The sequence below is a fragment of the Clostridium beijerinckii genome, assembly GCF_018223745.1.
Classification (GTDB): domain Bacteria; phylum Bacillota; class Clostridia; order Clostridiales; family Clostridiaceae; genus Clostridium; species Clostridium beijerinckii.
Genome location: NZ_CP073653.1, coordinates 769,691 through 795,751 on the forward strand (window position 1 = coordinate 769,691; position 26,061 = coordinate 795,751).

Consider the following 26,061-nt stretch of genomic DNA (forward strand, 5'->3'; position numbering starts at 1 on the left):
AAATAAGGAATGTCCAGTCTTATGGTTTGGGTGAACTATATTCATTTTTAAGGTGGTGGAACTTTTGGAGGCAAAAACTGATAAAAATCAAATAGAAGAATTATATTTAGATGGATATGATGCAAATCAAATCGCTAAGAAGTTAGGGAAAAAAGTTGAAGCAGTTAGAAAGTACATCCAAAGAAACTTTAGTCATTTGAAACATAAACATGATATAGCAGTTATTCAAAGACGTGAAAGTATAAAGGCTACGAATTATGAAGCTAATAAATACATGGGTGATAGTACATTTATAAAAAAGAATAGATCAATATATAAAACTAAACCTGATGGAGATTTGGTAATTAACAGAGAAGTCGCTCCAATTGTTACATGGGATACACCTAAAAGGTTGGTTAATGAAAATAAAATGATATAGAAATTAAAGAGTTGTTATATTAGAAAATAATATAGCAGCTCTTTTTAATTGGATTTTAGGAGGGAGTTTATGAGGGTAAAAGATGTTTTGAGAGAAACCGATATTGTAAATTATAAAAAGCTTATGGAAATGAATAATAAAAAGAAAAGCGAGAAATTAAGTGAACGTGATATAAGAGAACTGATGTCTCATAGTTCATATACAAGACACAAAGGAGCGATAAAGCAGGTGAAATAAGATGGAACGAGTAAGAGATTGGGAAAAAGGTACAGCAGCACCAATACCACAAAATAAGTATGAGAGATTTAAGGAAGCGTTAATTGAATATAGTAAAAGGTATTCTGAAAGAAATTTAATATTATTTATATTGGCTAGAGCTACAGGCTATAGAATGCAAGATCTAGTTCAACTTACAATAGGAGAAATAAAAGATGCGTTAGAAAATGGATATTTTTTAATTCAGGAATCAAAACAATACAATCAATGGATCGCTAATTTAAATAGATATCCTAACCGAAAGAAGCCTGAAAAGCGAAAAGTATATATTGGCAGCAACTTAGAGAAATATTTAAGAGACTATATCAAAGGTAAGAAAAGAGCAGAATATGCTTTTCCTTCAAATAAATCTAAAAGTGGCATTGAACCAATAGAACAAAAATCATATAGCTTAATACTTACTGAGGTTGGAAAAGTTATTGGACTAAAACATATAAGTGGTCATAGTCCTAGAAAAACTTATGCTACAAGAATATATGAAAGATCTGGTGGAGATTTAGAAAAAGTTAGAATTGCATTAAATCATCAATCAATAGAAGAAACAAAACGGTACCTAGGCATTAAAGAAAAGATGAAAGAGGATGCAGCTAAAATTGCTGATGAAGATATATAATGCGTAAAAAATAAACTGGTACTTATTTTATATAGTTTTAAAAAATTATTACTAATATATGTGCCTTAAAAAAGATATCAGTAATCCTCCATGTTATTACCTATTATCTAACAAATACTAAAATGGGGATAAAGCTAGTCATTTCAATATCTTAGGAACATTTGCATAAAGTCATAAAATATATAAAAAAATGTGAGGTTTTAAAAGTTGGGAAATACACCGAAAATCAAGGCATTTAAAATTACGATTGTCTAAATAGAAAGGAGGTGTTTTCATATGGCAAAAAGCAAATGGAATGAAGTTAAAGAAAAACTGGCAGATGTTGAATTATGGGCATCTATGGGATTATCTGAAACACAAATCGCTTATAATTTAGGCATAAGTAGAGCGACCTTAGAGAACTATAAAAGAGATCATTTAGACATTTTAGAAAGTTTAAAAAGGGGCAAAAATCAGGCTGATTTCAAAGTTGAAAATGCATTATATAAAAAGGCTACTGGATATGAAATCAAAGAGACTGTAGCAGTTAAATTAAAAGATATTTATTATGACGATAGAGGCAACAAATGTCAGAAAGAAAACTTAGGTACAGTTGAAGTAACAAAAGAGATACCAGCAGATGTTCAGGCAATTAAGTTCTGGCTAATCAATAGAAAGCAAGGGCGATGGAAGGATAACCCTACAAGAGCTGAGATAGATAAAGCATTGTTGGAGATTAAGAAAGAGGAAGCAGATGAGAGAAAAAAACTTATGAAAGAATGGAATGAGTGATGATATGTAAAAGATGCAGTAGGTGTGGTAAGAGAATACAAACAGGATCTAAATGTAACTGCTCTCAAAAGAGATATAAAGAATATGATAAAGACAAAATTAATAGCAAAGAAAAGAAATTCTACTCAAGTGATCAGTGGAATAAGATCAAAGATAAAGCAAAAGAGTTATATGAATATATTGATATTTATAGTTATTATGTCTCAAATAAATTAGAGTATGGTCAAACAGTCCATCATATTGTACCTATTAAAAGAGAATGGGAAAAGAGATTTGCTCTAGATAATCTTATATATCTGACGGAAAGTAATCATAGAGTTATTCATAATAGGATGGAGAATGGTGAATATAATGAGGTTATTAATGAATTAAATGAGTTAGTAGCTAGATTCAAAAAAGAATTTGATATAGAGGAATAATAGCATAGGGGGATGCCGAAAATGTTTTTAAGATAAATTTCTAGACCGCACCCCCAGCTTTCATTTCTCAAAAATCCCAATAAAAAATTTAAATAGTAAATTTCAAATGAAAGAAGGTGTAAAAATGCCAAGGGGAAGGAAGTCATTAGAAATGCAAAAGAAGCATTTAACTAATGAGGAAAAAGTCCAGAAGGAACAGCAAGAAGAAATGCTGGTATTAGGGAAAGAGCAATTGAAAAAAGCACCTTCTTGGCTTATAGATGATATTGCAAAAAAAGAATTTAGAAGAGTTGTTAAGGAGATTGATAAAATTGATATACTTGGAAATCTAGATTTGAATAATTTAGGTGGATATTGTAATTCATATTCGTTGTATTTAAAGGCAACAGCTGAATTGCAGAATAAGCCCCTAATATCAAAGAAAATGACAAAGTCAGGTATTATAACAGTTGAAAATCCATTAATAAAAATTCAAAAAAATTATGCAGAAGAAATGAGAAAGTTTGCTTCACTTTGTGGGATGACTATTGATAGTAGATTAAAAGTTGCTACAGTTAAAACTAGTAAGCAGCAAGAAGATATTACAGACGAGTTCGGTGATATTTAGTGACTATTAAAGAAGAGCTAATTAAATATTCTAATGATTGTTTAAATGATGTAATCCCAAGTGGCCAAAAACATAAATGGGCATGCCTAAGATTTTTAAATGATATAAAAAATTCTGAATTAAATATATTAAGTACACCATTTGAGTATTACTGGAATGAAGAAGAAGCTAATAAGATTGTTAAATGGTTTGGATATTTAAAGCATAGCAAAGGTGTATTAGCAGGCCAATTTATAACTTTAAATACGTGGCAAAAGTTTTGCTTATGTCAGATTTATGGATGGGAGAATAAAGAAACATTTTTAAGGAGATTTACAAAATCTTTTATAGAAGTGGCTAGAAAAAATGCTAAGTCACAAATGGAAGCTGGAGTAACACTCTATGAAATGTCTACGAGGGCTACTAAGAATAAGGAAATTTATGAGTGTTATTGTGCTGGAGTAAAAAGAGAACAATCAGAAGTTATATTCAATGAGTGCAAGAATATGTTAAAGGGGTCTCCACTAAGAGGCAAATTTAAAATAACAAAGAACAGTATACAGCATGTAAAAACTACTAGCAGCTTAAAACCGCTTAACAAACAAGACGGTAAAGAAGGGGATGGGAGCAATCCAGCTTTACTGGTATTAGATGAATATCATCAGCACAAGACAACTGAGTTTTATGACCTAGGGTTAGGTGGTAATACTAAAGAAAGTTTATTAATGATTATTACTACTGCTGGAGTTGATTTAACTTACCCATGTTTTACTCAAGAGTATACTTATTGCTCGAAGATACTAGATCCGAATGTCGATATTGATAATGAAGAATATTTTATTGATATATGTGAAATAGATGAAGATGATGACATTGAGGATGAGGAAAGTTGGAAAAAAGCGAATCCAATTAGAATGACATATGATGCAGGTATTAAAAAAATACGTGGAGAGTATAAAATCGCCAAAGAAATTCCTGAAAAGATGATTGCATTTCTAACAAAATGCCTTAATAAATGGGTGCAAGCCAAGGAAAATGGCTATATGAATATGGCTAAATGGAAGAAATGCGAAGTAAAAGAGATACCTTATGATCTAAGAAATAGGGTAGTATATGTTGGATTTGATATGTCAGCGAAGATAGATTTAACTTCGGTGGCTTTTATTATACCTATTTTAAGTGATGAGTTAGATTCTAGTGGTAAGAAAATAGTAAAATACGTTTGTTTTAGTCATTCTTTTATACCTAATCGAACAAAACTAAGGGAAAGGATGGCAGTAGATAAAGTTCCTTATGATTCATGGGAAAGGTCTGGTTATTTAACTATAACTAATACTGAAATAGTAGATCAGCAACAAGTTATGGATTATGTATTAGAAACTTGTAAGAAAAATAACTGGAGAATAGAAACATTATGTTTTGATCCAGCAAATGCAAGCAAAATGATGATTGATTTAAGCAATGAGGGGTATGTAGTTGAAGAAGTATTCCAAAGTCATAAATCTTTGAATGAATCTACACAAGGATTTAGAGAGCAGATTTATTGTGGGAATGTTATCTATACTAATAATCCATTATTAAATTACGCAATGAGTAATGCAGTAATAAAAACTAATAATGGTCTTATAAAAATTGATAAAGATGCTACAACAAAAAGAATTGACCCAGTTGATGCTCTATTATGTGCCTTTAAATTAGCACTATATCATGAATTTATAGACATAACTGATACAGATGAGTGGCTAGAGAAAGATGAATGGTAAGGAGGTGATAAAGCAAATGGGAGTTATAAGTAAAATAAAGAATACTTTTAAAAATCAATCAACATCCGAAGTTGAAACAATAGGAACTAATCCAACGCTAGAACAGTTAGAAAGCTTTTTTCATACAAGTATAGAAGAAATTTCTAACTCTAAATTAACAAGTGCATCGTATTATGCATGTATGCAAATAAGATGCAATGCAATTGCAAAATTACCAATTAAGTTAATGCAAGAAACTGAAAAAGGTGCAAATAAGGCAGTTGACCACAACTTATATAAGCTTTTAAAGAAAAGACCAAATCCATTTACTAACGCGCATGATTTTTTATGGGCAACAGAATTCCAAAGATTAGAGCATGGTAATTCATTTTGGGTAATGGGGAATGATATTAAGGGGAATATAACTGCTTTATATTTGTTAGACAGTACAAGAGTTCAAATTATAGTAGATAATACAGGAATATTAGATAAGAAAAATGCAGTTTATTATTTATATTCAGATAGTAAAAAAGGAGAATTACTATATACAAGTGATAATATAGTGCATTTTAAAAACTTTAGCATGGATGGGTTGAAAGGCACAAGCATTAAAAAATATATTTCTGATGTAATAGCAAATGAGCAATATTCCAATAAAATCTTAAAAGACAGATATAAAAATGGATTAATGGACCCTATAATTGTTCAATATATTGGTGATTTGAATGATGCAAAACAGCAGAAAATCAAAAAGAAATTCGCTGATATGGGTGGAGCTAAAAATGCTGGTAAGGTTGTACCTATTCCAACCGATTTTAAGGTTGAACAATTAGAAACTAAACTAGTCAATAGTCAGTTCTTTCAATTACAAGGGCTAACAACAAGACATATTGCTAATGCATTTGGAGTCAAGGGATTTCAGCTTAATGATATGGAGAAAAGCACTTACAACAACATAGAGCAGCAGAATAAAGCATTCTATAGTGATACGTTGCAAAATACTTTGACTACTTATGAGCAGGAAATGGATTATAAATTACTTACTGAGGATGAGCAAGATAAGGAAGGTTATTACTGGCAGTTTAATGTTGATAGCATTTTAAGAAGCGATTTAGCTAGTAGGACAGCATCTTATGTTGCAGGCATAAATAATTCTTATATGACTATAGCTGAAGTAAGAAAAAAAGAAAATTTATCTTATATAGAGGGAACAGATCAGTTAATTGTAGGTAATGGCGCAAGTATTTTCTTAAAAGATTTAGGAAAACAATACGACAAAGGTGGTGGTAATAGTGAGTAGGTTAAGTTATCTAAAAGTTAAAAATTCAACAGATACTAGTGCAGATATATATTTTTATGGAGATATAGTTGGCGATGAGTGGGAAAAGTGGTGTGATACAGATACTTGCCCACAAGATGTGGTTGAAGCACTTAATGAAGCACAAGGAAAAGATTTAAATATTTATATAAATAGTGGTGGAGGTTCTGTATTTGCTGGACTTGCTATATATAATATGTTAAATAGAGCAACTGGAAAGAAAAAATGTCATATAGATGGAATGGCAGCATCAATAGCTAGTGTTATTTGCATGGCAGCTGATGAAATAATAATGCCAAACAATTCATATCTGATGATTCATAAACCAAGTAACATGGTATGGGGAAATGCAACAGATATGAGAAAAATGGCTGATGATTTGGACACTATTCAAATAGGAATTGAAAATGTATATAAAACCAAGCTAAAAGATGGCATTGATATAGAAACTATAAAAGATTTAATGGATAAAGAGACTTGGTTACCAGCAAATGAAGCTGAGAAATATTTTAATGTCAAGGTAATTGAAGAGAACAAAGCAGTTGCAAAAGTGGATTTTAATAATTTTAAAAATTATAGAAATATACCAGAGGAATTTAAAGATAAAATTCAAAAAGGTGATCGTGACGAACACCTAAAACTAGATAGTGAGTTAAAAAATAAACTACAAATTGAGCTTGAGTTGCTTGATATGTAGTTTTTTTGTACTAAAAATTTCAGATAAGGAAGTGTATTAAATGAAAAAAAGTATAGCAATGAAAAATAGCTTAGAAAAATTAAAGAATGAGGCTCAAGTTTTATTAGATAATAACAAAGTTGAAGATGCTAAGAATAAGATGGAAGAGGTTAGAACATTAAAGGCAGCTATTGAAGTTCAAGAAGAACTTGAACAAGAAGAAGAAGCAATATTAGCTGCACAAGCAGAAGCGGAAAAAGAGCTAGAAGAAGGATCAACAAAAGATTCTAAAAATAAAACAAAAGAAAATGCCAATATGATAAGAGCAATGTTAAAGAAGGTTACAGGTAAAAAGCTAACTGAAGCTGAAAATGCATTGATATTACCTACTACAACAGCTCCAGAAGGAACAAATGGAGAAGGTTATATATTACCACAAGATATAAGAACTTTAATTCAAAAGAAGATAAGACAATATAAGTCTTTAAGAGATGTATTGGGGTACATGCCTGCTGGAGCATTGACAGGATCTTTTCCAGTTGAAAACTTTGAGACTGTATCAGGATTAGTAGATTTTGCTGATGGTACAGATGGAGAAGATGAAGAAGAAATTAAATTTAAAAATGTAAAATTCTCATTACAAGAAAAGGCGGCATTCATAAAATTATCAAATACATTATTATCGTTAACAGATAATGCTTTAATTAATTATGTAGTTGATGTATTTGCAAGAAAGGCTGTAGTAACAGAAAATATTATGGGATTAGCAGCATTAAAGTCTAATAAAACAGTAAAAACTATTGCTGATTGGAAGGCATTAAAATCATCTATAAATAAAGATTTAGATCCAGGAGTATTATTTGGAACTGTTATAGTTACTAATCAAGATGGATTTGACGTTCTTGATGCTGCTTTAGATTCTTTCGGAAGACCAATATTGCAACCAAATCCAGCAAATCCAACACAATCTTTATTCAAAGGTTATCCAATTGCAGTTTATTCGAATACTATGCTACCAACAACAAATGGTAAAGCCCCTATTATTTATGGAAACTTAAGTTGTGCAGTATGTTTTGTAGATTTAAATGGTCAAATAGCATTTGCAACTTCAAGTGAAGCTGGATTTATGAGTAATACTACTATTGCAAGGCTTATAGAGTTCATAGATATAGTACAATGTGATAACTCTGATAAGTGTTATATATATGGAGAAATAGCAGTTGAACCAGCAGCTTAATTTTAGGGCTTAATGCCCTTCCTTCAGGAGGTGGAGGTAATATGGATTTATCAACAATAAAGAGTTTTTTAAGAGTAGATTTTGATGATGACGATGAATTAATTAAACTATTCATTGAAGTTGGAAAGAAGTATATTACAGATGGATTTGCAGAATATAGCGATGAAAACCCATCACATAAGTTGTTATTATTAAAGGCTATTAAAACTTTATATGATAGTAGAGATGATAATAATGATAGTGTTTATTTGAGTATAAAACTTCAAGAAAACTTAGGGGGCTTAGATGGATAAGCTAGCTGATAGATTAAATAATAGAATAGATGTTTATGGAAAAGTTAAATTCGAAAATGAATTTCATGAAGAAGATTATCATTTTGATAAGATAAAATCTGTTTGGAGTGAAATAATTCCTACAGGTGGAAGTTTGGCAACTGGCCAAGGTGATACTATTTATGCAAAAATAACTCATAAAATTACTGTTAGAGATAAATCTATACGTAATTTATCTAATGATATGTATTTTATGTATAAAGGATTAAGGTATGATATTAATTTCTTTCAGCCAAATTACAAATATAAAGATGCTATAGAGATTATGTGTACGTTAGTTATACAAAACCCAAAGGACTTGGGGGTGCAAGAAGATGGATGATGGCTTTAATTTTAAAGAGTTAGATTCATTTCAAAAGCAAATGTTAGAGGTTGCTAATGATACAATGCCTAAAGAATCTAAGAAATTTATTAGAAAAGAAGGTACTAAGTTAAGAAAAAATACATCTAAAAAGGCAAGACAAAAGGTAAAGAAGGAAACAGGTAAATACTTTAAATCTATTAAACGAGGAAAAGTTTATTATTATAATGGTAACCTATCTATAAGAACTTATTCTACAGCTCCACATGCACATTTAATAGAGAAAGGTCATAGGCAAGTAACTAAAGATGGGAAAGAAGTTGGTTGGGTAGATGGAAAACATATTTTCGAAGATACTCAGAAAGAATTTGAAGAACAATATTTTAAAGATAATGAAGAATTTGTAGAAGAAATAGTAAAGACTTTATTAGTAAATAAGTTGAAAGGTTAAGTGTATATGGTAAAGTTGAATGAAATAAGAACAGCAATTAATAATACTATTATTAATGCACTAAAAGGTACTAAATTTGAAGGAGTTAAACCTACAGCAATAGATTTTACAGATGGAATACCAAGGCCATCTATAAGACTAATCTTTGACAATTCTAGAACTGGAAAGTCGAATAGTAATTTGAAAGAAAGAACCCTAACTGTTAGGGTTTATTTTTATGCTGAAAATAAGGATAGATACAGAAATGACAATATAGAAATGCAAGATATATTGGAAAATACATTTTTAGAGGATGTAAAAGTCACTGATACTTTCTATATGCCACTTGTTGAAGATGGAGAAGTTGAATGTGAGGTAGTTGATACAGTACTTCAATGCAGTTTTGATTTATATTCTCTTGAGGAAATATATGATGATTTAAATTTAGAACCAATCGAAGAATTAAATTTCAATTTAAATTTAGAAGAATAGGAGTGATGATATGACAGTTACAATGCCAAATATTGATGTATCATTCAGTCAAAAAGCAGCTTCGCTTCCTGAGAGAAGTGAAAGAGGTTATGCAATATTAATAGTTAAAGATGATACAAGCGCAATGTTTAATTATAAAGAATATTCCGATATAACTGAGGTAGACACTGATAAAGAATTATATACGGAAGATAATTTACAATATTTAAAAGATATATTTACATTTGCCCCATATAAGGCTTGTGTAGTGAAAATTGGGAATACAGCAACTATTTCTGATGCATTAAAAATTGTTATCGAGAATGTAAAAACAGGATGGATAACAATGGCAGATGGTAGAACAGAAGATTTTACAACCTTATCAAGTTGGATAAAATCGCAAGTTGCTAATAAAAGAACTTATAAAGCGGTAGTATACAATGTAACTTCACCAGATGAAAAGCATATAGTTAATTTTGTTAATACAAAGATAACTTTTAGTGATAGCAGGGGTGAACGAACAGGAGAAAAATATTGTCCAAGTCTTATTGGAATTTTAGCAAAATGTAATATTACACAAGGATGCAATAACTTTAGATGTACAAATCTTAGTAAGGTTTCAGAGGTTGATGATAGAAATGAGGCTCTAGGTGCAGGGAAGTTTATTTTAATTAATGATGGTGCAGATGTTAGAATTGCACGTGGAATTAACAGTTTAACTACTACAAATGGGAAATCAGCTACAGAAGATATGAAAGAAATAGAAGTGGTTGAAGCAATGGATCTTATGCAAGATGATATTTCAACTACATTTAAAGAGGATTATCTTGGTGGTGGATATAAGAATAAATATGATAATCAAATTTTATTTATTTCAGCAGTTAATGGATATTTTAAAAAATTATCAGCTAATGGAACAGACGTATTAGATGAAGAATACGAAAATAAAAGTGATATAAATGTTGAAAAACAAAGAGAAGCATGGATAGAAGCAGGCACAAACGAGGCTAAAGATTGGACAGATATCCAAGTTAGAAAAAATACATTTAAGAGAAGTTTATTTATTAATGCTAATGTGAAAATATTACAAAGCATGGTCGATTTAGACTTTGCAATTAATTTAGCTTAGAGAGGAGGAAATAAACATGGGAAATCAAGCATTAGCGAATAAGGTTTTGACAGGCAGCAGTGGTAATCTGTGGTTTAATGGACAGCTTTTAGCTAATTTAAGTAAGATTGAAGCTAAAGTAAAAGGTAATTTTGAAACGGTTGAGTTTTGTGGAGATAATGCAACATATAGCAGATATAATGGGTGGTCAGGAGAAGGTACTCTTACAGTAAAAAAAGTTGATAGTACAATATGGAAGATTTGTGCTGATGCATATAAAAGTGGAGTTATGCCAGATATAAAATTAATATCAAGTTTAACTGATAAAGCAACAGGAAAAAGTGAAAAAGCGAGTATAGAGGGAGTAGTAATAACTGAATTCTTACTTGCTGGGTTTGAATCTAAAAAAATAATTGAAGAAGAGTTTCCGTTTAACTTTGGAGACTTCGATGCTATTGAAACTATTTAATATTAAGATGCTTATAATTAAGCATCTTTTCAATTTTAAAATAAAATTTTGGAGGAATATTATGAACAAAATGTCATTAGAGGATTTTATTAAAAAGGGATTAGAGAAAAGTGAAGGAATAAGGAAAGAAGCGGATATAGAGATAGAAGGATATGGACCTATAAGCTTTATAAGACCTACAGAAGATAATCTTTTAGAGTATTTAGATGCTCAGGCAAATGCAATTAAGATGAATAAAAATGAAGAGATAATCGGTACAGATTATAAATTATTGATCAATGCGTCTAAAGAATTCATTTATTTTTCTTGTCCATTTTTACAAAATCCAGAATTGCATAAAGCTTGGGGAATAAAAGATCCTTTAGATGCACCAGTAAAGGCTTTTGGAGTTGAAAATTTAGCTGGAATAGCTAAAAAGATAAAGGAAACTTTTGGAGATGGTAAAAAGACTAAAGAAAAATTAAAAAACTAATAAGGGGGAATGGCAAAGGAGAGATAGGACCATTATTTTGGTTAGGTTATTTCTTTGAATGTGGTCATTCCCTCGAATATTTATGGAGTTTACCTAAAACTCAAAAAGAGCTTTTAATGGAATATGTTATTTATAAAAATGAATTAACGAATGCTAAACCACCCAAAAATTAATGTGGAGGTGATAATTTGGCATCTAAAGTAATTAATACCATATTAAATTTGAAAGATAATTTTAGTGACACTATTCAGAATGTTGCTAAAAATACTCAAGGATTTAAGTCTGGTATGAAGGATACAGAAGATCAGGCTGTTAAAATGAAAAAAACAGTTAGTGAAGCTTTTAGTATTGTTAAAGACTCTATGCTTAGGGGAATCGGCTTTGGTGCTGGTATGGATATATGGGAGAGCATGAAAGATGGTATAGTTGAAACTGTTACTTTCGGAAATGAGCTTCAAAAATCTCTAAATGGAGTTATGACATCTAGTGGACTTGCTGAAACTGGCATGGATAGAATGAAAAATGTCATGCTAGATATATACAATGATAATTTTGGAGAGAATTTCGAAGAGATAGGCGAAGCATTAAAAGCAGTAGGAGAGCAAACTGGATATACTGGTGATGATTTAAAAGGACTAACTGAAAATGCAATAGCATTAAAAGATACTTTTGGATATGAGGTAAATGAATCTGTTAGATCAGCATCAACTTTAATGAAACAATTTGGAGTAGATGGTGATGAAGCATTTAATTTAATTGCACAAGGGAAACAAGGCGGATTAGATTTTAGTGGAGAAATGTTAGATTCTATCAATGAATATAGTGTGCAATTCAAAAAACTTGGATTAAATGCTGAAGATATGTTTAATGTATTCTCAGCAGGATCACAAGAAGGTGCTTTTAATTTAGACAAAGTTGGAGATGCAGTTAAAGAATTTTCTATAAGAGCTGTTGATGGAAGTAAAACAACAGAAGATGGATTCACTCAGCTTGGATTTAATGCTGATGATTTAGCAGCTAAATTTGCTCAAGGCGGAGATAGCGCAAAAGATACTTTTGAGGATGTTATTGCAGCTTTATCAAATATGAAAGACCCTTTAAAACAAAGCCAAATAGGCGTCGAACTGTTTGGAACGCAATTTGAAGATTTAGGTATAAACGTAATTGAAAGCTTAGGAAATGTTGATGGAGAAATAAGCAACACATATGATGCTTTGGCACAAATAAACAAAATAAAATATAGCGATGTAGGTAGTGCATTTGAGGGAATTAAACGCAATATTCAAACAAGCGTATTAATTCCAATCTCGGATGCTGTACTACCGCGTTTAAATGATTTTGCAAATTGGTTTAGAAGTAATATTCCTGAAATAAAAGAAGATATAGGTGGAGTAACTAATACTTTTTTAAGTGTTGGAGGTTCAATTATAGACAAAATTGTGCCTTCGCTTGGTAATTTAATAGGTTCTGCATCTAATTTGGTAAGCACCATTTATAATAGTGTTGTACCATCATTTTCAGCTATAACACCTGATAATTGGGATTCTGTAAGTGATGCTATTTCTGGAATAATTGATGGAGCTACAGGAGTAGTTAATTTTGTAAATGACAATTGGCCAACAATTGAACCAGTTGTATATAGTATAGTTGGAGCAATCGCTGCATGGCAGTTAGCTATCGTTGGAGTTAATACTTGGATTGGAATTACAACATTTGCAACTAGTGCATGGGGAACAATAGAACTTATGATTTGGGGGATACAAAATGCTACAAGTGCCTGGGAAGCAGCACAATGGCTGTTAAATGTGGCAATGGATGCAAATCCAATTGGAGTTGTAACCATTGCAATAGCTGGTTTAGGATTTGCAATATATGAAGTTGTAAAACACTTTAAAGATATTTGTGAATGGGCAGAAAATGCATGGGGAAAACTTAAGAAGTTTCTTGGATTAGATGGCTCTAAAGTTAATGTAACAGCAACAGAAACAGTTACATCCGTAACAAATGGAAGCGGAGATCCAGTGTATACAAGAACGCCTATGAATGCAACAGGAACACATTATTGGCCTGGTGGCCCTACTAGAATGAATGAGTTTGGAAATGGAGAAATGGCAATACTGCCAAGTGGATCGAAAGTTATTCCGGCAGGTCAAACAGATAAGATATTGAATAATAGTAGTCAACCATTTATTGTACAATTAATTGTTCAAGGTAATTTAATAGGAAATGAGGAATATGCAGATATATTAGGTCAGCATATTTACAATAAACTTTATTATCAAATGGTTAATTCATAGAAAGGAAGGTAATAAATGAGTAATTATAATATTTATGTTAGTGATTATAATAGAACAAAAGTATTACAATTTCCAACGATTCCACCTAAGTTACCTTCCTTTTCTAGTGATAGCAAGAATGAGGAGTTTGAAACTTATTGGGATATACCATATAACTTTATTGAGAAAAAAGGATTAATTAAAAGTTCCTGGAGTGATTGGCTTCCAAGATATGCAAGTAAGTATTATTTCTCTAAAAGTAAAGTTAATGCAAAGGAAATAATCGATTTAATTGAAAATGCTAAAACTAATGCTGAACCTATTCGAGTGGTAATAAGTACTCCTGATGGATATTATGTAAATGATTCTTTTAGCGTTGAAAAATTTGAGCATTCAATAATGAAAAATGGCGATTATGAATATAGCTTAGATCTTAAGCAATGGCGAGATTATAATACTATTATTACGCAAACTAGCACAGTAGGATGGCAACAAGATAATACTGGATGGTGGTACGTATATGATGCAAATGGAAGTTATTATATGGGGAATTGGCAGCTTATAAACAATGAATGGTATAATTTTAGAACAGATGGCTATGCACAACAAAATAGTTGGCTTCAAGATGGTGCTTATTGGTATTATTTTAAAGATAGTTGCGCTATGGCTAGAAATGAATGGATTCAATATAAAAATAAATGGTATTATTTTGGTTCTGATGGAGCAATGTATTTTAGTGGATCTGCGACAATAGATGGAGTTAAATATACATTTGATGATGATGGAGCTTTAATTGAAAGTTAGGTGATAATGTGTATAAGCTTATTGTTAATAATCAAGATATTTTTAATGATGGCAATACTGTTTCGTGGGGTGGAGATACAGATAACTTGGGGAGTCAATTAACTTTTGATAGTATAAAAGAAATTCCTACAGGAACAGTTGTGCAGCTATTTAATGACTCCTTAGAAATTTTTAGAGGAATTGCATTTCATCCAATTAAAAAAAGATGGATATGGAGTTATACATGTCAGGACTATAGTTATTATCTTAAGAATAATAAAATCTCGGTCAAACAATTTTATAATATGAGGGCAGATGATGCTATAAGATCCTTAGCTAATGAAGCGTATTTAATCTGTATAATAGTAGACATGCCAACTCCTATAAGCAAAACTTATTCGAATACTACTATGGATAAAATAATAGACGACATTTTAGAACAAGCTAAAAATGACCAGGGAGCAACATATTTTAAAGAAATAGAAGGTAATATTTTATATATTAGAAAGCTTTCAGAAATGAAAATTAATCCTAAAATAATTTTGCCTAAGCAAATAGATATAGATATGTCAATGGAGAAAATGAAAAATAGGATAACTGTAACAAGCGGAAATGATGATAATGCAAAAGTAGAAGCTACAGCAGAAGATACAAGTCAACAAGGATTCTATGGAGTTTTAAGTGATAATTTCAATGTAGACGATAAAAATATTGCACAAGCTCAAAATATTGCTAATAATGCTTTAGCAAATAGCAATAAAATAGAATATTCAGCTACTTTAAATGATATGATAGCACTTAAAGATGGAGATTTAATAAAGCCTAATAGAATGATTTATTTGCAAGCAGGAAGTAGATTGAATGGCTATTATAAAATAAAAAATGCAAATCATAAATTACAAAATGGATTGCATAAGGCAAGTATTACAGTTGTTTGGTAGGTGAAAAATGGATAGATATGATGTTGGAATTATGAAATTTTTTAGGGAAAGAGATAATAAAGATCCAGATGAAGCTAAAATAGGCAAAATAATTTCATTAAATCCTATGAAGGTATCCTTATTTGGAGGAGCAGCTATATTTATAGAAAATGATGATCATACTCCTCTCTATGTATGTGAGGATCTAAGAAAAATAACTGGAACTATAGAAATTGAAGGCAATGAATCTAAAAATTTTATTATAACAAGAGAATTAAATAATGGGGATAGTGTTTTATGTATTCCCATTTTAAATGGTCATGCTTATGTTGCAGTAAAGAAAGTGTAAAAGAGGTGATATAGTTTTGTTTCCGAATCAAGAAGTAGTTAACACAATAGACAAATTAGATGATACAAATTCAATAAGTAGTAAAGGTAAATCTCCATGTTTCAATTTTGAAACAGGAGATTTTTATGTTAAAGATGGAAGAGTAGAAACAATAAGTAAGCACGAGGCTTTAAAGCAATGGATTCAAAAAACTATTAGAACAGATAAAAACAAATACAAAATATATAATACAAACAATACTGAAAAATATGGTGTTGATTCGCTTTTGGATTTAATAACAAGCGATTATCCTTTAGCTTATAAGGAAGCGCAAATTCAAATTATAATTACAGAAGCATTATTAAGAAATTCTGATATAAAAGCTGTAAATAATTTTGTGTTTAAAAAGGATAAAAGGTTACTTAATTGCACTTTTGATGTTATTAGTATTTATGGCACAAGCACAGAAAGTGTGGTGAGATAGAAAATGAGCGATAGCAGAGATGTTATACAAGCTAGGCTATTAACCAATATAAATGATTCGTACAATAAGTCTGAGGGTGAATTTATGTATGATGCGGAGATGCCAGTTGCAATTGAACTTGAGGGCGCATATACGGAAATTGAAGGCGTATTAGATAAGAGATTTGCAGAAACAGCTACTGGAAAAGATCTTGATAAAGTAGTAAAAGATGTTGGATTAACGCGTAAATTAACAACTCAATCTATTGGGAAAGTTACAATTACTGGAGTGGTCGGTGCTCCTATAAATAAAGGTGAATTAGTAGCTAGTGATAATGTTAACTTTGAATTCACAGAAACATTGGTTATACCTGAAAGTGGGAGTATAGATGTTTCGGTAAAATGTGTGAAATACGGTGAGGTCGGTAATATACCAGTTGGGGCTATTAAATATTTTCCAAAGACACTTTCAGGACTTCAAAAAGTAATTAATAAAGAAGCTATTTCAAATGGATATAATGAGGAGACTGATGAAGAGTTAAGAAAAAGGTATTATGCTAAAATCCGGACTCCTGCAACGTCTGGGAATAAATATCACTATAGAAATTGGGCATTAGAGGTAACAGGTGTTGGAGATGCAAGAGTATTACCTTTATGGAATGGGAACGGAACTGTAAAAGTTGTTATTATAAATTCTAATAAGACTGGAGCTGATAGAACATTAGTAGATAGTGTTAAAAATTATATCGATCCAGTTGATGGAATGGGCGAAGGACAAGCACCAATTGGAGCAACAGTAACGGTTGTTTCAGCGATTGAAAAGGCAATAAATATAACTGCAAATGTGAGCATAACTAATGGAGTTAATCTTGGAGTAATACAAACAACTTTTAAGACATTGGTAATAGAGCATTTGCAAAGTATTTCATTTAATGCTTCATATATAAGTATAGCAAAGATAGGAAAAATATTATTAAGTACTGAAGGAGTCATGGACTATTCTGATTTAAAAATTAATGGTACAACATCAAACATTAATTTAGCTGATGAAGAAATTGCAGTAATGGGAAATGTAAATTTGGGGGTGATGTGAGTTGAATGTAACTAAATTCTATGAGAAACTCAATAAACTTGAAAATAACATATATGTAATTGAGGAAGTTGTTGAAGTATTAAATGGCGTTTATGAATCAGAGCTACAACATGATAATGTAAATCTAAAGACATTGAATGTTTATACAGGAAGTAAACTTACAGGAAATAAGATTGAAGCATATTTTACATCAACTCCATCATTAGCTCCATGGAAAACAATAATTAAAATTTATTCTAATGTAAGTCCGATTTATATAAGCTATGAAACATCAGGAGATCAAGTTGAAGCAGGAGATATTAATAATCTTCAAGATGCAGTTGTTGAAACTCAGGAAAATCTTAATAGTGAAATTTATAGAGCTACTGGGGCTGAAAAAGTTCTAACTGATAATTTAAATACAGAAATAAATAGGGCAAAAGGTTCTGAAGATACTTTAAATAAAAACTTAAGTAATGAATCTAATAGAGCAAAAAATTCTGAAAGTGCTATAAATGTTGATTTAGAAAATGAAGTTAATAGAGCAAAAGCAGCAGAGAACACTTTGAATAATAATCTTATCGCAGAAACTAATAGAGCAAAAGGTGCAGAAGATGTATTAACTAAAAATCTAAGCGCAGAAGTAACCAGAGCTACTAATGCAGAAAATACTTTGATTAATAATCTTACTTCAGAAAGTACTCGTGCTAAGTCAGCAGAGAATACTTTAACAAGCACAATCAATGCAAATACTCCAATTTGGAATGACAAGTATACAAAAAATGAAGTTGATAATAAAATAAGCCAGGTTGTTAGTAATATGGATTGGAAAGAATCTGTTGCAACTTATGCTGATATAGCAACAACTTATCCAAATCCCCAAGATGGTTGGACAGTAAATGTTAAAGATACAGATATAACATATAGGTATAGTGGTACTTCATGGATTCCTATTAGTGCTAACTCAATTCCTTTAGCGTCATCAAGTGTTGATGGAAAAATGTCTAAGCAAGATAAGATAGATCATGATGATATGAATAGTAAAAAGCATACTCACTCTAACAGAAGTATTTTGGATATAATTAATCAAACATTAATTGATAATTGGAATGCTGCTTATACTCATGTTTCTGATGTTGTAAAGCATATAACATCAACTGAAAGGACTAACTGGAATACTGCGTATACAAATAATCATACACACAATAATAAGAGTGTATTAGATGGAATTACATCTGCATTGATCAGCAACTGGAACAGTGCATACACTCATATTAGTGATGCTGTAAAACATATAACAAGCACTGAAAGAACAAATTGGAATGAAGCTTATAGTAAAGAGCATGATCATAGTAATAAATCTTTAATTGATACTATTACTCAAGCATTAATTGATAAATGGAACGCTGCATATTCTCATATTAGTGATACCGTAAAGCACATAACAAGTGATGAAAGAACTTTATGGAATACAGTAAGCAATAAATTTAATAGTAGTGGTGGGGATATTACTGGAAATGTTAAATTTCCAAACGATTCTAAATTAGAATGGACTAGAAATACTGATTATGCAAGAATCTCATTTAAGAATACGAGTGATGGCGATTCTGATTCATATATGCAATTTTTAATAGGTGACAACGGAAATGAGTATTTCAAATTTGATAGTGTTAATGGAAGTACAACAACTGAATTACTAACTATAAAATCAGATTATTTAAGATATAAAGGTAACAAAGTGTATCATGAAAGTAATAAACCAACCCCAGCTGATATTGGATTAGGAAATGTAGAGAATACTAGTGATTTAAGTAAACCTATTTCAACGGCGGTTCAAAGTGCTTTGAATGGTAAAGCAAATAGCTCTCATACTCATGACGATAGATACTATACTGAAACAGAGGCAGATAGTAAATTTGCTACTAAGAGTGAGATATCACAGGCAGGCTATGGTGATATGCTTAAATCTATTTATGATACTAATAATAATGGAGTTGTAGATAGGGCAGAAAAATTAGCTACTACAAGGAAGATAAATTTAAATGGGGATGTTACAGGCACTGTGATTTTTGATGGAAGTGAGGATGCATCTATTACAACATCTAGTAGACAAATAGCATTTATCGGTTCAGATGCAGCTTCATCTAATGGATGGTATAAGGTAGCTTCACAAACTATGAGTGGTTACGGAAATACTAATATTATGTTTGCAGTATGTTCTACTTATGGCAATTATTATGCAGGAATATTAGAATTACAGATGAGAACAGATAACACAAGTATTAGTTGCCGGGCACTAACATGGCTTAGTAAATATGGTTTTAATATTAATCATTTTATAATTGTAATAAACGGAATGACTTGGACACTATATGTTTATAGAGATTTTGGTCAATATGGTAGATTAGCTTTTGAAATATTATCAAGTTCTAGTATAGGTAACAAACAACAAGCATGGGCACTAATTTTTTCAGACAATAATACTAAAGAAACTAATGCTCCAACAGCAACTACTATCAGTTCAGATGTAAAAAAAACATTAACATGGAATGATTTAAAGGGGGTATAGCATGAATTATGGTACAACCCAATATGGAATTAATGAAGAAGATAACATAGATGAGATAAAACTAATATCACCTGATCTCATGAAATATATGCCCGACTATTATATTACATCTAAAGTTATGAAGGAATTAGAAAATTCTAATTCGCTGGAGCTTGGAAGATTAAATTATAAAATTAGAGATATAAAGAATCAGCTTTGGATAGATACTGCAACATGGGGTCTTAGCTACTGGGAAAAGGAATATGGAATTGAAACTAATTTATTATTAGGGTATGAACAAAGGCGAGAAGTACTTAAGGCTAAGAAAAGAGGGCAAGGCACAACAACTAAACAGATGATTAAAAATGTAGCTGAAACTTTTTCTGGGGGAGAAGTAAACATAATACAAGATAATCCTAACTATGCTTTTGTAGTTCAATTTGTTGGAGTTAAGGGGATACCAAAAAACATGCAGTTATTTAAAGATATGCTGGAAAATATTAAACCTGCACATCTAGGATACACGATTAAATACACTTATACTGTTTGGAATGTATTAAAAGAAAATAAATTAACATGTAACAATGCAAAATTGAAGACATGGGATGAGTTAAAAGTTTATGAATAGAAAGGGTTGATTAAATGTTAACAACAACAAATTATGGATTGAAAAAGCCAGAAGGAACCGATGTTGTAAATATAGATGATTTTAATGGTAATGCTGATATTATAGATACAAAGCTAAAAGAAATTAACTCAGCATTACCTCTTAAAGCTCCACTAGATTCTCCAGGGTTAACAGGAGCACCAACAGCACCAACTCAAACTCCAGGAGATAATAGTACCAAAATTGCTAATACTGCTTTTGTAACTATAGCGATAGCGAACAAAACAAGTGTAAGTGGAAATGCAGGAACAGCAACTAAGCTACAGACACCGAGAAATATAGCATTAGCTGGAGATGTTACTGGTTCAGCCAACTTCGATGGATCAGGAAATATATCGATAACAACTACTGTAGCAGATGATAGTCATAATCACATTATAGCTAATGTAGATGGATTACAAAGCGCTTTAGATGTAATAGATACGCACTTGTCAGATTTGGCGAATAAAAAAATTGATAAGTCATCTATAGTAAACAACTTAACTGCAACTATAGCTGGTTTTGTATTAGATGCAACTCAAGGAAAGGTTTTGCAAGATGAAATAAGTACCTTGCAAAATTATAATTATTTAACTACGTCTATTCAAAATACAGCAATAGATGTAGCAACAGGTACAACAGTACAAGTAAAATTTGATTCAGCTACAAACAGCTTTGTTGATATTTCAAATAGTACTGGTAACATAACATTTAAACAGACAGGAATTTATCTAATATTGGCTAAAATGTCGGTTTGGAACATGTTAGCTGGAAATGTAGTAACATTTAATTTTGGAGAAGATGGTAGCACACGACATATACTTGCAACACCAATCGATTTTGCGTCATTGTATAGTAAATTAGATATACAAAAACTTTATAATATTACAACAGCAGGTACAACAACATCCATATGGACAAGTAATAATTCATCAGCAACCAAATCTGTTCATCTTAGCACTATCACTATAATAAAACTTAAATAAGGGAGGATGATATAAATGGATAAAATAATTTTAAATAATAATATAAGCTTAGAATTCAACTCAATTTATAATAGTGGAGAAGTTGGACTTATAATTAACTTTACAAATAAGTCGATTACAGAATTAGAAACATTAATGACAAAAGATAATTTGACAAAATTACAAGTAGCAAATTCAACTGGTGAAGTTTATGGAATTTACAATAATTTAGAGTGTACAAGTATAACCAAAAAACTAACAGATAATTCAGTTACCATAAATTTAACTAAATTAGATGATACACAAATTAAGATAGCAGAATTGCAACAAACAGTAGATGCTTTAGTTGCAACAACTTTGGAGGTGTAAATTATGTACAATACTTTGTTAAGATTATATAAAGATGGAGCTGTTACAGAAACAGGATTAGAAAAAGCAGTTACTTTAAAATGGATTACAGGAGAAGAAAAAACACAAATAATTGCAAGTGTTTCTGCATCATAGGAAAAAGGGGCGTAGAAAATTAAATAAAAATAAAGCAATATTAAGGGCTCTTAGGAGTTCTTTTTTGTTGCTTAAATTTACAGAAAGAAGGTTAATAATGGAGACAATAAGCATTGCATTAATATGCACGCTATTAGGAGTTACTATAAGCTATGCGACTTTTCAATTAAATAAAGGTAACTCAATACGAGCAGAAACTAAAGAAGGTGCCATAATGGCAGCCAAACTTGATTTTATATCTCAGGGCGTAAATAATATTCAAGTTAAAATGGAAGCTCAAGAAGGAAAATTAAGTCAAATAAATGAAAGAGTTGCTAGGGTTGAGGAATCAACAAAATCAGCTCATCACAGATTAGATAATATAGAAAAAGGAGAAATGTAAAATGAAAGAAGTATTGATTAGTCAAGTTGCACCAGTGGCGGCTACTGCGGTAGTAGCAATTTTAGTAGCACTTATTAAAGCTGTTGGAGGTGCAACAATAGAAGTATTAGCCAAAAAGAAAGAAGAAATTGAGCAAAAAATCAAAGCAACAGGACATGAAGAAGAATTAAAAACAGCAAAAGAAGTATGGGGTATTATAGAAGAAAAATATAGAATTACAGAAAATGCAAATCAAGTTTTAGGATCTAAATCAAATGAGTTCGATAAATTATTACTTAAAAGAATACCAGGACTATCTCAAGAAAATCTCAATGATTTAAGACAAGCTATAGCAGGACAAGTTAACGTTGGAAAGCAAGCTATATTAACTAAAGAAGATGCAATAAAGCAATTGCAACATACTAATACCTTATTACAATCAGAGAATAAATCTCTTAAAGAGCAATTAAATAAAGTTCAAACTTTAGTAGGCACAACAAAAACAGAAAGTAATTAATTAAAGGTGTTCGCCAAGAACACCTTATTATATTTTATTGAAGAAGGGAATTGATTTTAATGAAAATTGGACTAAGAGCAGGACATAGTGAAAATTGTACAGGAGCAATAGGAATTGTTGATGAACATGAGCAAATGAAAAAGTATTATGCAGTAGTTAAGTCGGTATTTGAAAAGTACGGCCATACTGTTATAGATTGCAATTCAAATGCTAATACAGAGGATGGAGAGTTAAGTGAGGGAGCAAATAAAGCTAATAACAGTAATGTAGACTTTTTTGCTAGTCTGCATATGAATTCTTTTAATGGTCAGGCAAAAGGGACAGAAGTATTAGTTTCTAGTGAATCTAGTAAAGCATATCCAGTAGCGCAAAGACTTGTAGATAATTTTACTGAGTTAGGTTTTTATAATAGAGGTGTTAAATTTCAAAAGCTTTTTGAAATGAATCATATATTAGCACCAAATATTATTTCAGAAATCTGTTTTTGCGATTCTCAGGAAGACATTGATATATATAATAAATACTCATGGGAGCAATTAGCATATGTGTTTTGCAACGCAATAGATTCTAATATACCTAAGGAAGTTTCTAGTAGTGAAAATAATAGAAAATATTATGTCGTAACCAATTATTTGCCTGTAGCTTATACAGGATATGATGGAGTAGATATTAATTATATATTGAGTTATTTTAATGATATTAAATGTTATGTAAGAGGCAATGAAAAAGGTATTTGGATAGAAACAGAATATCTAAGATTAGATAAATGTAATGAGCTTAAAAAAATTCTTGGAAGTTGGTTCTATGAAATAAAAGGGGAATAGTGCATAAAAAAATAAAACCAGGGAAATCTATTATTGTCGAGATAATATAAATGCCTGGTTTTACTATATGTAAAAGGGGATAATCCCTTCTTACATATAGTATTATATCCATGTATTTTATTAACTATACACTTTTTTATAAAAAAATAAGGCAGCAACAAAAGTTACCACCAATATCTGCAAGTATTAGTATAGCTTATTGCTTCCTTAAATACAAGGAGTGATTAAGTGTTAAATGAAGAGTTAGCAATAAAAATTCTCGGGAGAATAACATTGCTTTTCACAGAGTTAGAAATAAATCTATCAAAGCAGCTAGAATTGAAGAAGGAATTGGATGAAATACTATATGATTATGAAATAACAAGTAAATGTACAGAATTAACCACAAGTGATATAAAAGGAAAAGCAAAGCTATATATTGCTTGCAAAAAATTAGAAGGATTAAGTAATAAGACATTATATAATTATGTATTGTTTTTAGAAAAATTAGATATGTTTTTTAATAAACCATGCTCTACTATAGGAACTATGGATTTAAGAATGTTTTTAGCTGCATATAGTAAAGATAAAGCAGCTGGTACCACAAATGGATATATAACAATGCTTAAAGGTTTCTTTGGATGGCTACAGGCAGAAGAATATATTCTTAAAAATCCAGCCTTTCAATTAAAGCAAACAAAAGTGCCTAAAATAATTTTACAAGGGTATAAAGCAGATAACTTAGAAAAACTAAGAGAAGCTTGTGTAACGGAAAAAGAAAAATGTTTATTCGAGTTGCTGGATAGTACAGCTTGCAGAATAGGAGAAATAGACGAGGTGAAAATAGAAGACATTAATTGGCAAGAACAAAGTATAATTGTTACTGGTAAAGGAAGCAAGGAAAGAATTGTTTATTTTTCTACTAAAGCAAAATTACATATACAAGCCTATATTCAAAACAGATCAAATGGATATTTATTTATTTCAGATAAAGCTCCATATCAACATATTAAGGTTAGAGCATTGCAACTTATTTTATTAAGGATTAAAAAAAGAACAGGTATAGCAGAGCGTGTACATTGTCATAAATTTAGAAGAACTCAAGCAACTTATCTTTTAAATTCAGGAATGACAATTCAAGGGGTACAAAAAATATTAGGTCATACAAGTCCAGAGACTACTCAAAGGTATGCTCAACTTTCTCAAGAAAACCTTAAAAATGAGTATAAGAGATTGGTTCACTAATATGTATATAGAAATTACTATTTTTAACTATATTAAATTTGTTTGACAAAATCTCCATGTTATATACAATTAATATATAAAAATATTTAGGGGGGAATAATGATGGCGAAAATTATAAACTGTAAAACATGTGGCAAGGAAATAGCAAAAAATGCAAAGATATGTCCAAGTTGCGGAGCAAAAAATAAAAAGCCTATTTTTAAAAGATGGTGGTTTATATTAATTGTTCTGGTAGTTATAATAGGTGCTTTGGCATCAGGAGGAAACAAAGATAAGAATATAACAGATGAATCTCAAAAAACTACTAACACATCAACTACTAATGCAAACAAAGATGGACTTAAACAAGAAAATGGGAAAGATACTACAGATGAGAATATACCTAAGGAATATCAAGCAGCATTAAAAAAAGCAGATAGTTACGCTAACACAATGCATTTTTCTAAAAAAGCCTTGTATCACCAATTAACATCAGATGCTGGGGAAAAATTTACTGAAGAAGCTGCACAATATGCTATAGACAATGTAAAAGCAGATTGGAAAAAGAATGCATTAAAAAAAGCGGATAATTACGCTAATACAATGAATTTTTCTAAAAAAGGCTTATATCATCAATTAACATCAGATGCTGGGGAAAAATTTACTGAAGAAGAGGCACAATATGCTATAGACAATGTAAAAGCGGATTGGAAAAAGAATGCATTAGCAAAAGCTAAAATATATCAAAGTGAAATGAATATGTCTAAGAGTTCTATAAATCACCAATTGGTGTCAGATGCAGGAGAAAAATTTACTGAAGAAGAAGCACAATATGCTATAAATAATTTAGAAAATTAAAAATAAAAGACGTGGCAATTTTTAATATAACTGTTTGCCACATTTTTTATATATTAATGAATATTATGCCTATGGCTTGATATATTTGTTGTGAGCGATATTGTGTACGGTTCGCCTCCACCATAAAATCCACGACAAATGTCGTGGATTATTTA

The 26,061-nt window shown here is 30.7% G+C and carries 33 protein-coding genes; all 33 read left to right on the plus strand.

Translation table 11 applies throughout. The features are described 5' to 3' along the window. Window positions 1-55 precede the first annotated feature (55 nt). A complete protein-coding gene (locus KEC93_RS03680) occupies window positions 56-418 on the plus strand; it encodes a terminase gpP N-terminus-related DNA-binding protein (protein ID WP_243134600.1) in 363 nt (120 codons plus the stop codon). A 69-nt stretch (window positions 419-487) separates the two neighbouring features. Then, the gene (locus KEC93_RS03685; RefSeq protein ID WP_172462748.1) at window positions 488-655 is read left to right on the plus strand and encodes a hypothetical protein; all 168 of its coding nucleotides are present in this window, start codon (window positions 488-490) and stop codon (window positions 653-655) included. 1 nt (window position 656) lies between these two features. Continuing rightward, entirely contained in the window at window positions 657-1,307 is a 651-nt protein-coding gene (locus tag KEC93_RS03690; protein WP_077868136.1) for a tyrosine-type recombinase/integrase, read from the plus strand. Between the two features lie 276 nt (window positions 1,308-1,583). After that, window positions 1,584-2,078, plus strand: coding sequence for a hypothetical protein (locus tag KEC93_RS03695; RefSeq protein ID WP_077868135.1), 495 nt, complete (start codon window positions 1,584-1,586; stop codon window positions 2,076-2,078). After that, window positions 2,078-2,497 (plus strand): HNH endonuclease, encoded by a 420-nt coding sequence (locus KEC93_RS03700; protein ID WP_077868134.1) that lies wholly within the window; start codon window positions 2,078-2,080, stop codon window positions 2,495-2,497. Before KEC93_RS03695 ends, KEC93_RS03700 begins: the two co-directional genes overlap by 1 nt. A 124-nt stretch (window positions 2,498-2,621) precedes the next feature. After that, window positions 2,622-3,104, plus strand: coding sequence for a phage terminase small subunit P27 family (locus tag KEC93_RS03705; RefSeq protein WP_077868133.1), 483 nt, complete (start codon window positions 2,622-2,624; stop codon window positions 3,102-3,104). Continuing rightward, on the plus strand, window positions 3,104-4,846 hold the full coding sequence (locus KEC93_RS03710; protein WP_077868132.1) for a terminase large subunit: 1,743 nt from the start codon (window positions 3,104-3,106) through the stop codon (window positions 4,844-4,846). The genes KEC93_RS03705 and KEC93_RS03710 overlap by 1 nt, the downstream gene beginning before the upstream one ends. 16 nt (window positions 4,847-4,862) lie before the next feature. Continuing rightward, window positions 4,863-6,125 (plus strand): phage portal protein, encoded by a 1,263-nt coding sequence (locus KEC93_RS03715; protein ID WP_077868131.1) that lies wholly within the window; start codon window positions 4,863-4,865, stop codon window positions 6,123-6,125. After that, a complete protein-coding gene (locus tag KEC93_RS03720; RefSeq protein WP_077868130.1) occupies window positions 6,118-6,840 on the plus strand; it encodes a head maturation protease, ClpP-related in 723 nt (240 codons plus the stop codon). The genes KEC93_RS03715 and KEC93_RS03720 overlap by 8 nt, the downstream gene beginning before the upstream one ends. A gap of 40 nt (window positions 6,841-6,880) precedes the next feature. Beyond that, a complete protein-coding gene (locus KEC93_RS03725) occupies window positions 6,881-8,056 on the plus strand; it encodes a phage major capsid protein (RefSeq protein WP_077868129.1) in 1,176 nt (391 codons plus the stop codon). 41 nt (window positions 8,057-8,097) lie between these two features. Next, window positions 8,098-8,349 (plus strand): head-tail connector protein, encoded by a 252-nt coding sequence (locus KEC93_RS03730; protein WP_077828993.1) that lies wholly within the window; start codon window positions 8,098-8,100, stop codon window positions 8,347-8,349. Further along, a complete protein-coding gene (locus tag KEC93_RS03735) occupies window positions 8,342-8,710 on the plus strand; it encodes a phage head completion protein (RefSeq protein ID WP_077868128.1) in 369 nt (122 codons plus the stop codon). The genes KEC93_RS03730 and KEC93_RS03735 overlap by 8 nt, the downstream gene beginning before the upstream one ends. After that, window positions 8,703-9,140, plus strand: a complete 438-nt coding sequence (locus tag KEC93_RS03740; protein WP_077868127.1) for an HK97 gp10 family phage protein — start codon at window positions 8,703-8,705, stop codon at window positions 9,138-9,140. The genes KEC93_RS03735 and KEC93_RS03740 overlap by 8 nt, the downstream gene beginning before the upstream one ends. A 6-nt stretch (window positions 9,141-9,146) precedes the next feature. Next, on the plus strand, window positions 9,147-9,611 hold the full coding sequence (locus KEC93_RS03745; protein WP_077868126.1) for a phage tail terminator family protein: 465 nt from the start codon (window positions 9,147-9,149) through the stop codon (window positions 9,609-9,611). 10 nt (window positions 9,612-9,621) lie between these two features. Beyond that, the gene (locus tag KEC93_RS03750) at window positions 9,622-10,719 is read left to right on the plus strand and encodes a phage tail sheath C-terminal domain-containing protein (RefSeq protein ID WP_077868125.1); all 1,098 of its coding nucleotides are present in this window, start codon (window positions 9,622-9,624) and stop codon (window positions 10,717-10,719) included. A gap of 16 nt (window positions 10,720-10,735) precedes the next feature. Beyond that, on the plus strand, window positions 10,736-11,167 hold the full coding sequence (locus tag KEC93_RS03755) for a phage tail tube protein (RefSeq protein WP_026885384.1): 432 nt from the start codon (window positions 10,736-10,738) through the stop codon (window positions 11,165-11,167). 61 nt (window positions 11,168-11,228) lie between these two features. Further along, on the plus strand, window positions 11,229-11,639 hold the full coding sequence (locus KEC93_RS03760; RefSeq protein WP_077828998.1) for a hypothetical protein: 411 nt from the start codon (window positions 11,229-11,231) through the stop codon (window positions 11,637-11,639). Between the two features lie 188 nt (window positions 11,640-11,827). Beyond that, window positions 11,828-13,936 (plus strand): phage tail tape measure protein, encoded by a 2,109-nt coding sequence (locus KEC93_RS03765; RefSeq protein WP_077868124.1) that lies wholly within the window; start codon window positions 11,828-11,830, stop codon window positions 13,934-13,936. 15 nt (window positions 13,937-13,951) lie between these two features. Beyond that, a complete protein-coding gene (locus KEC93_RS03770) occupies window positions 13,952-14,719 on the plus strand; it encodes a cell wall-binding protein (RefSeq protein ID WP_077868123.1) in 768 nt (255 codons plus the stop codon). An 8-nt stretch (window positions 14,720-14,727) separates the two neighbouring features. Continuing rightward, on the plus strand, window positions 14,728-15,639 hold the full coding sequence (locus tag KEC93_RS03775) for an XkdQ/YqbQ family protein (protein WP_077868122.1): 912 nt from the start codon (window positions 14,728-14,730) through the stop codon (window positions 15,637-15,639). 7 nt (window positions 15,640-15,646) lie between these two features. Beyond that, the gene (locus KEC93_RS03780; RefSeq protein WP_077868121.1) at window positions 15,647-15,967 is read left to right on the plus strand and encodes a DUF2577 family protein; all 321 of its coding nucleotides are present in this window, start codon (window positions 15,647-15,649) and stop codon (window positions 15,965-15,967) included. Window positions 15,968-15,983: 16 nt separating this feature from the next. Then, a complete protein-coding gene (locus KEC93_RS03785) occupies window positions 15,984-16,430 on the plus strand; it encodes a DUF2634 domain-containing protein (protein WP_077868120.1) in 447 nt (148 codons plus the stop codon). 3 nt (window positions 16,431-16,433) lie between these two features. After that, window positions 16,434-17,501, plus strand: a complete 1,068-nt coding sequence (locus tag KEC93_RS03790) for a baseplate J/gp47 family protein (protein ID WP_077868119.1) — start codon at window positions 16,434-16,436, stop codon at window positions 17,499-17,501. 1 nt (window position 17,502) lies between these two features. Next, a complete protein-coding gene (locus KEC93_RS03795; RefSeq protein WP_077868118.1) occupies window positions 17,503-20,049 on the plus strand; it encodes a hypothetical protein in 2,547 nt (848 codons plus the stop codon). 1 nt (window position 20,050) lies between these two features. Then, the gene (locus KEC93_RS03800; protein WP_077829005.1) at window positions 20,051-20,656 is read left to right on the plus strand and encodes a YmfQ family protein; all 606 of its coding nucleotides are present in this window, start codon (window positions 20,051-20,053) and stop codon (window positions 20,654-20,656) included. 14 nt (window positions 20,657-20,670) lie between these two features. Further along, window positions 20,671-21,660, plus strand: a complete 990-nt coding sequence (locus KEC93_RS03805; protein WP_077868117.1) for a hypothetical protein — start codon at window positions 20,671-20,673, stop codon at window positions 21,658-21,660. A gap of 15 nt (window positions 21,661-21,675) precedes the next feature. After that, complete coding sequence (locus tag KEC93_RS03810; protein WP_077868116.1) at window positions 21,676-22,008, plus strand: hypothetical protein; 333 nt, start codon at window positions 21,676-21,678, stop codon at window positions 22,006-22,008. Window positions 22,009-22,011: 3 nt separating this feature from the next. Then, window positions 22,012-22,143 carry an XkdX family protein gene (locus tag KEC93_RS03815; protein WP_111944710.1) on the plus strand — a complete coding sequence of 44 codons (132 nt, stop codon included), beginning with the start codon at window positions 22,012-22,014 and terminating at the stop codon, window positions 22,141-22,143. A 97-nt stretch (window positions 22,144-22,240) separates the two neighbouring features. Further along, window positions 22,241-22,525: a hypothetical protein gene (locus tag KEC93_RS03820; protein ID WP_077829044.1), complete on the plus strand. Its 285-nt coding sequence runs from the start codon at window positions 22,241-22,243 to the stop codon at window positions 22,523-22,525. A gap of 1 nt (window position 22,526) precedes the next feature. Continuing rightward, a complete protein-coding gene (locus KEC93_RS03825; RefSeq protein WP_173696059.1) occupies window positions 22,527-23,021 on the plus strand; it encodes a cobalt ABC transporter permease in 495 nt (164 codons plus the stop codon). A 59-nt stretch (window positions 23,022-23,080) separates the two neighbouring features. Then, a complete protein-coding gene (locus tag KEC93_RS03830; RefSeq protein WP_077829008.1) occupies window positions 23,081-23,845 on the plus strand; it encodes an N-acetylmuramoyl-L-alanine amidase in 765 nt (254 codons plus the stop codon). Window positions 23,846-24,073: 228 nt separating this feature from the next. After that, window positions 24,074-25,069 (plus strand): tyrosine-type recombinase/integrase, encoded by a 996-nt coding sequence (locus KEC93_RS03835; RefSeq protein ID WP_242952599.1) that lies wholly within the window; start codon window positions 24,074-24,076, stop codon window positions 25,067-25,069. A gap of 99 nt (window positions 25,070-25,168) precedes the next feature. Then, window positions 25,169-25,906 carry an Ltp family lipoprotein gene (locus KEC93_RS03840; RefSeq protein WP_241394812.1) on the plus strand — a complete coding sequence of 246 codons (738 nt, stop codon included), beginning with the start codon at window positions 25,169-25,171 and terminating at the stop codon, window positions 25,904-25,906. Window positions 25,907-26,061 lie beyond the last annotated feature (155 nt).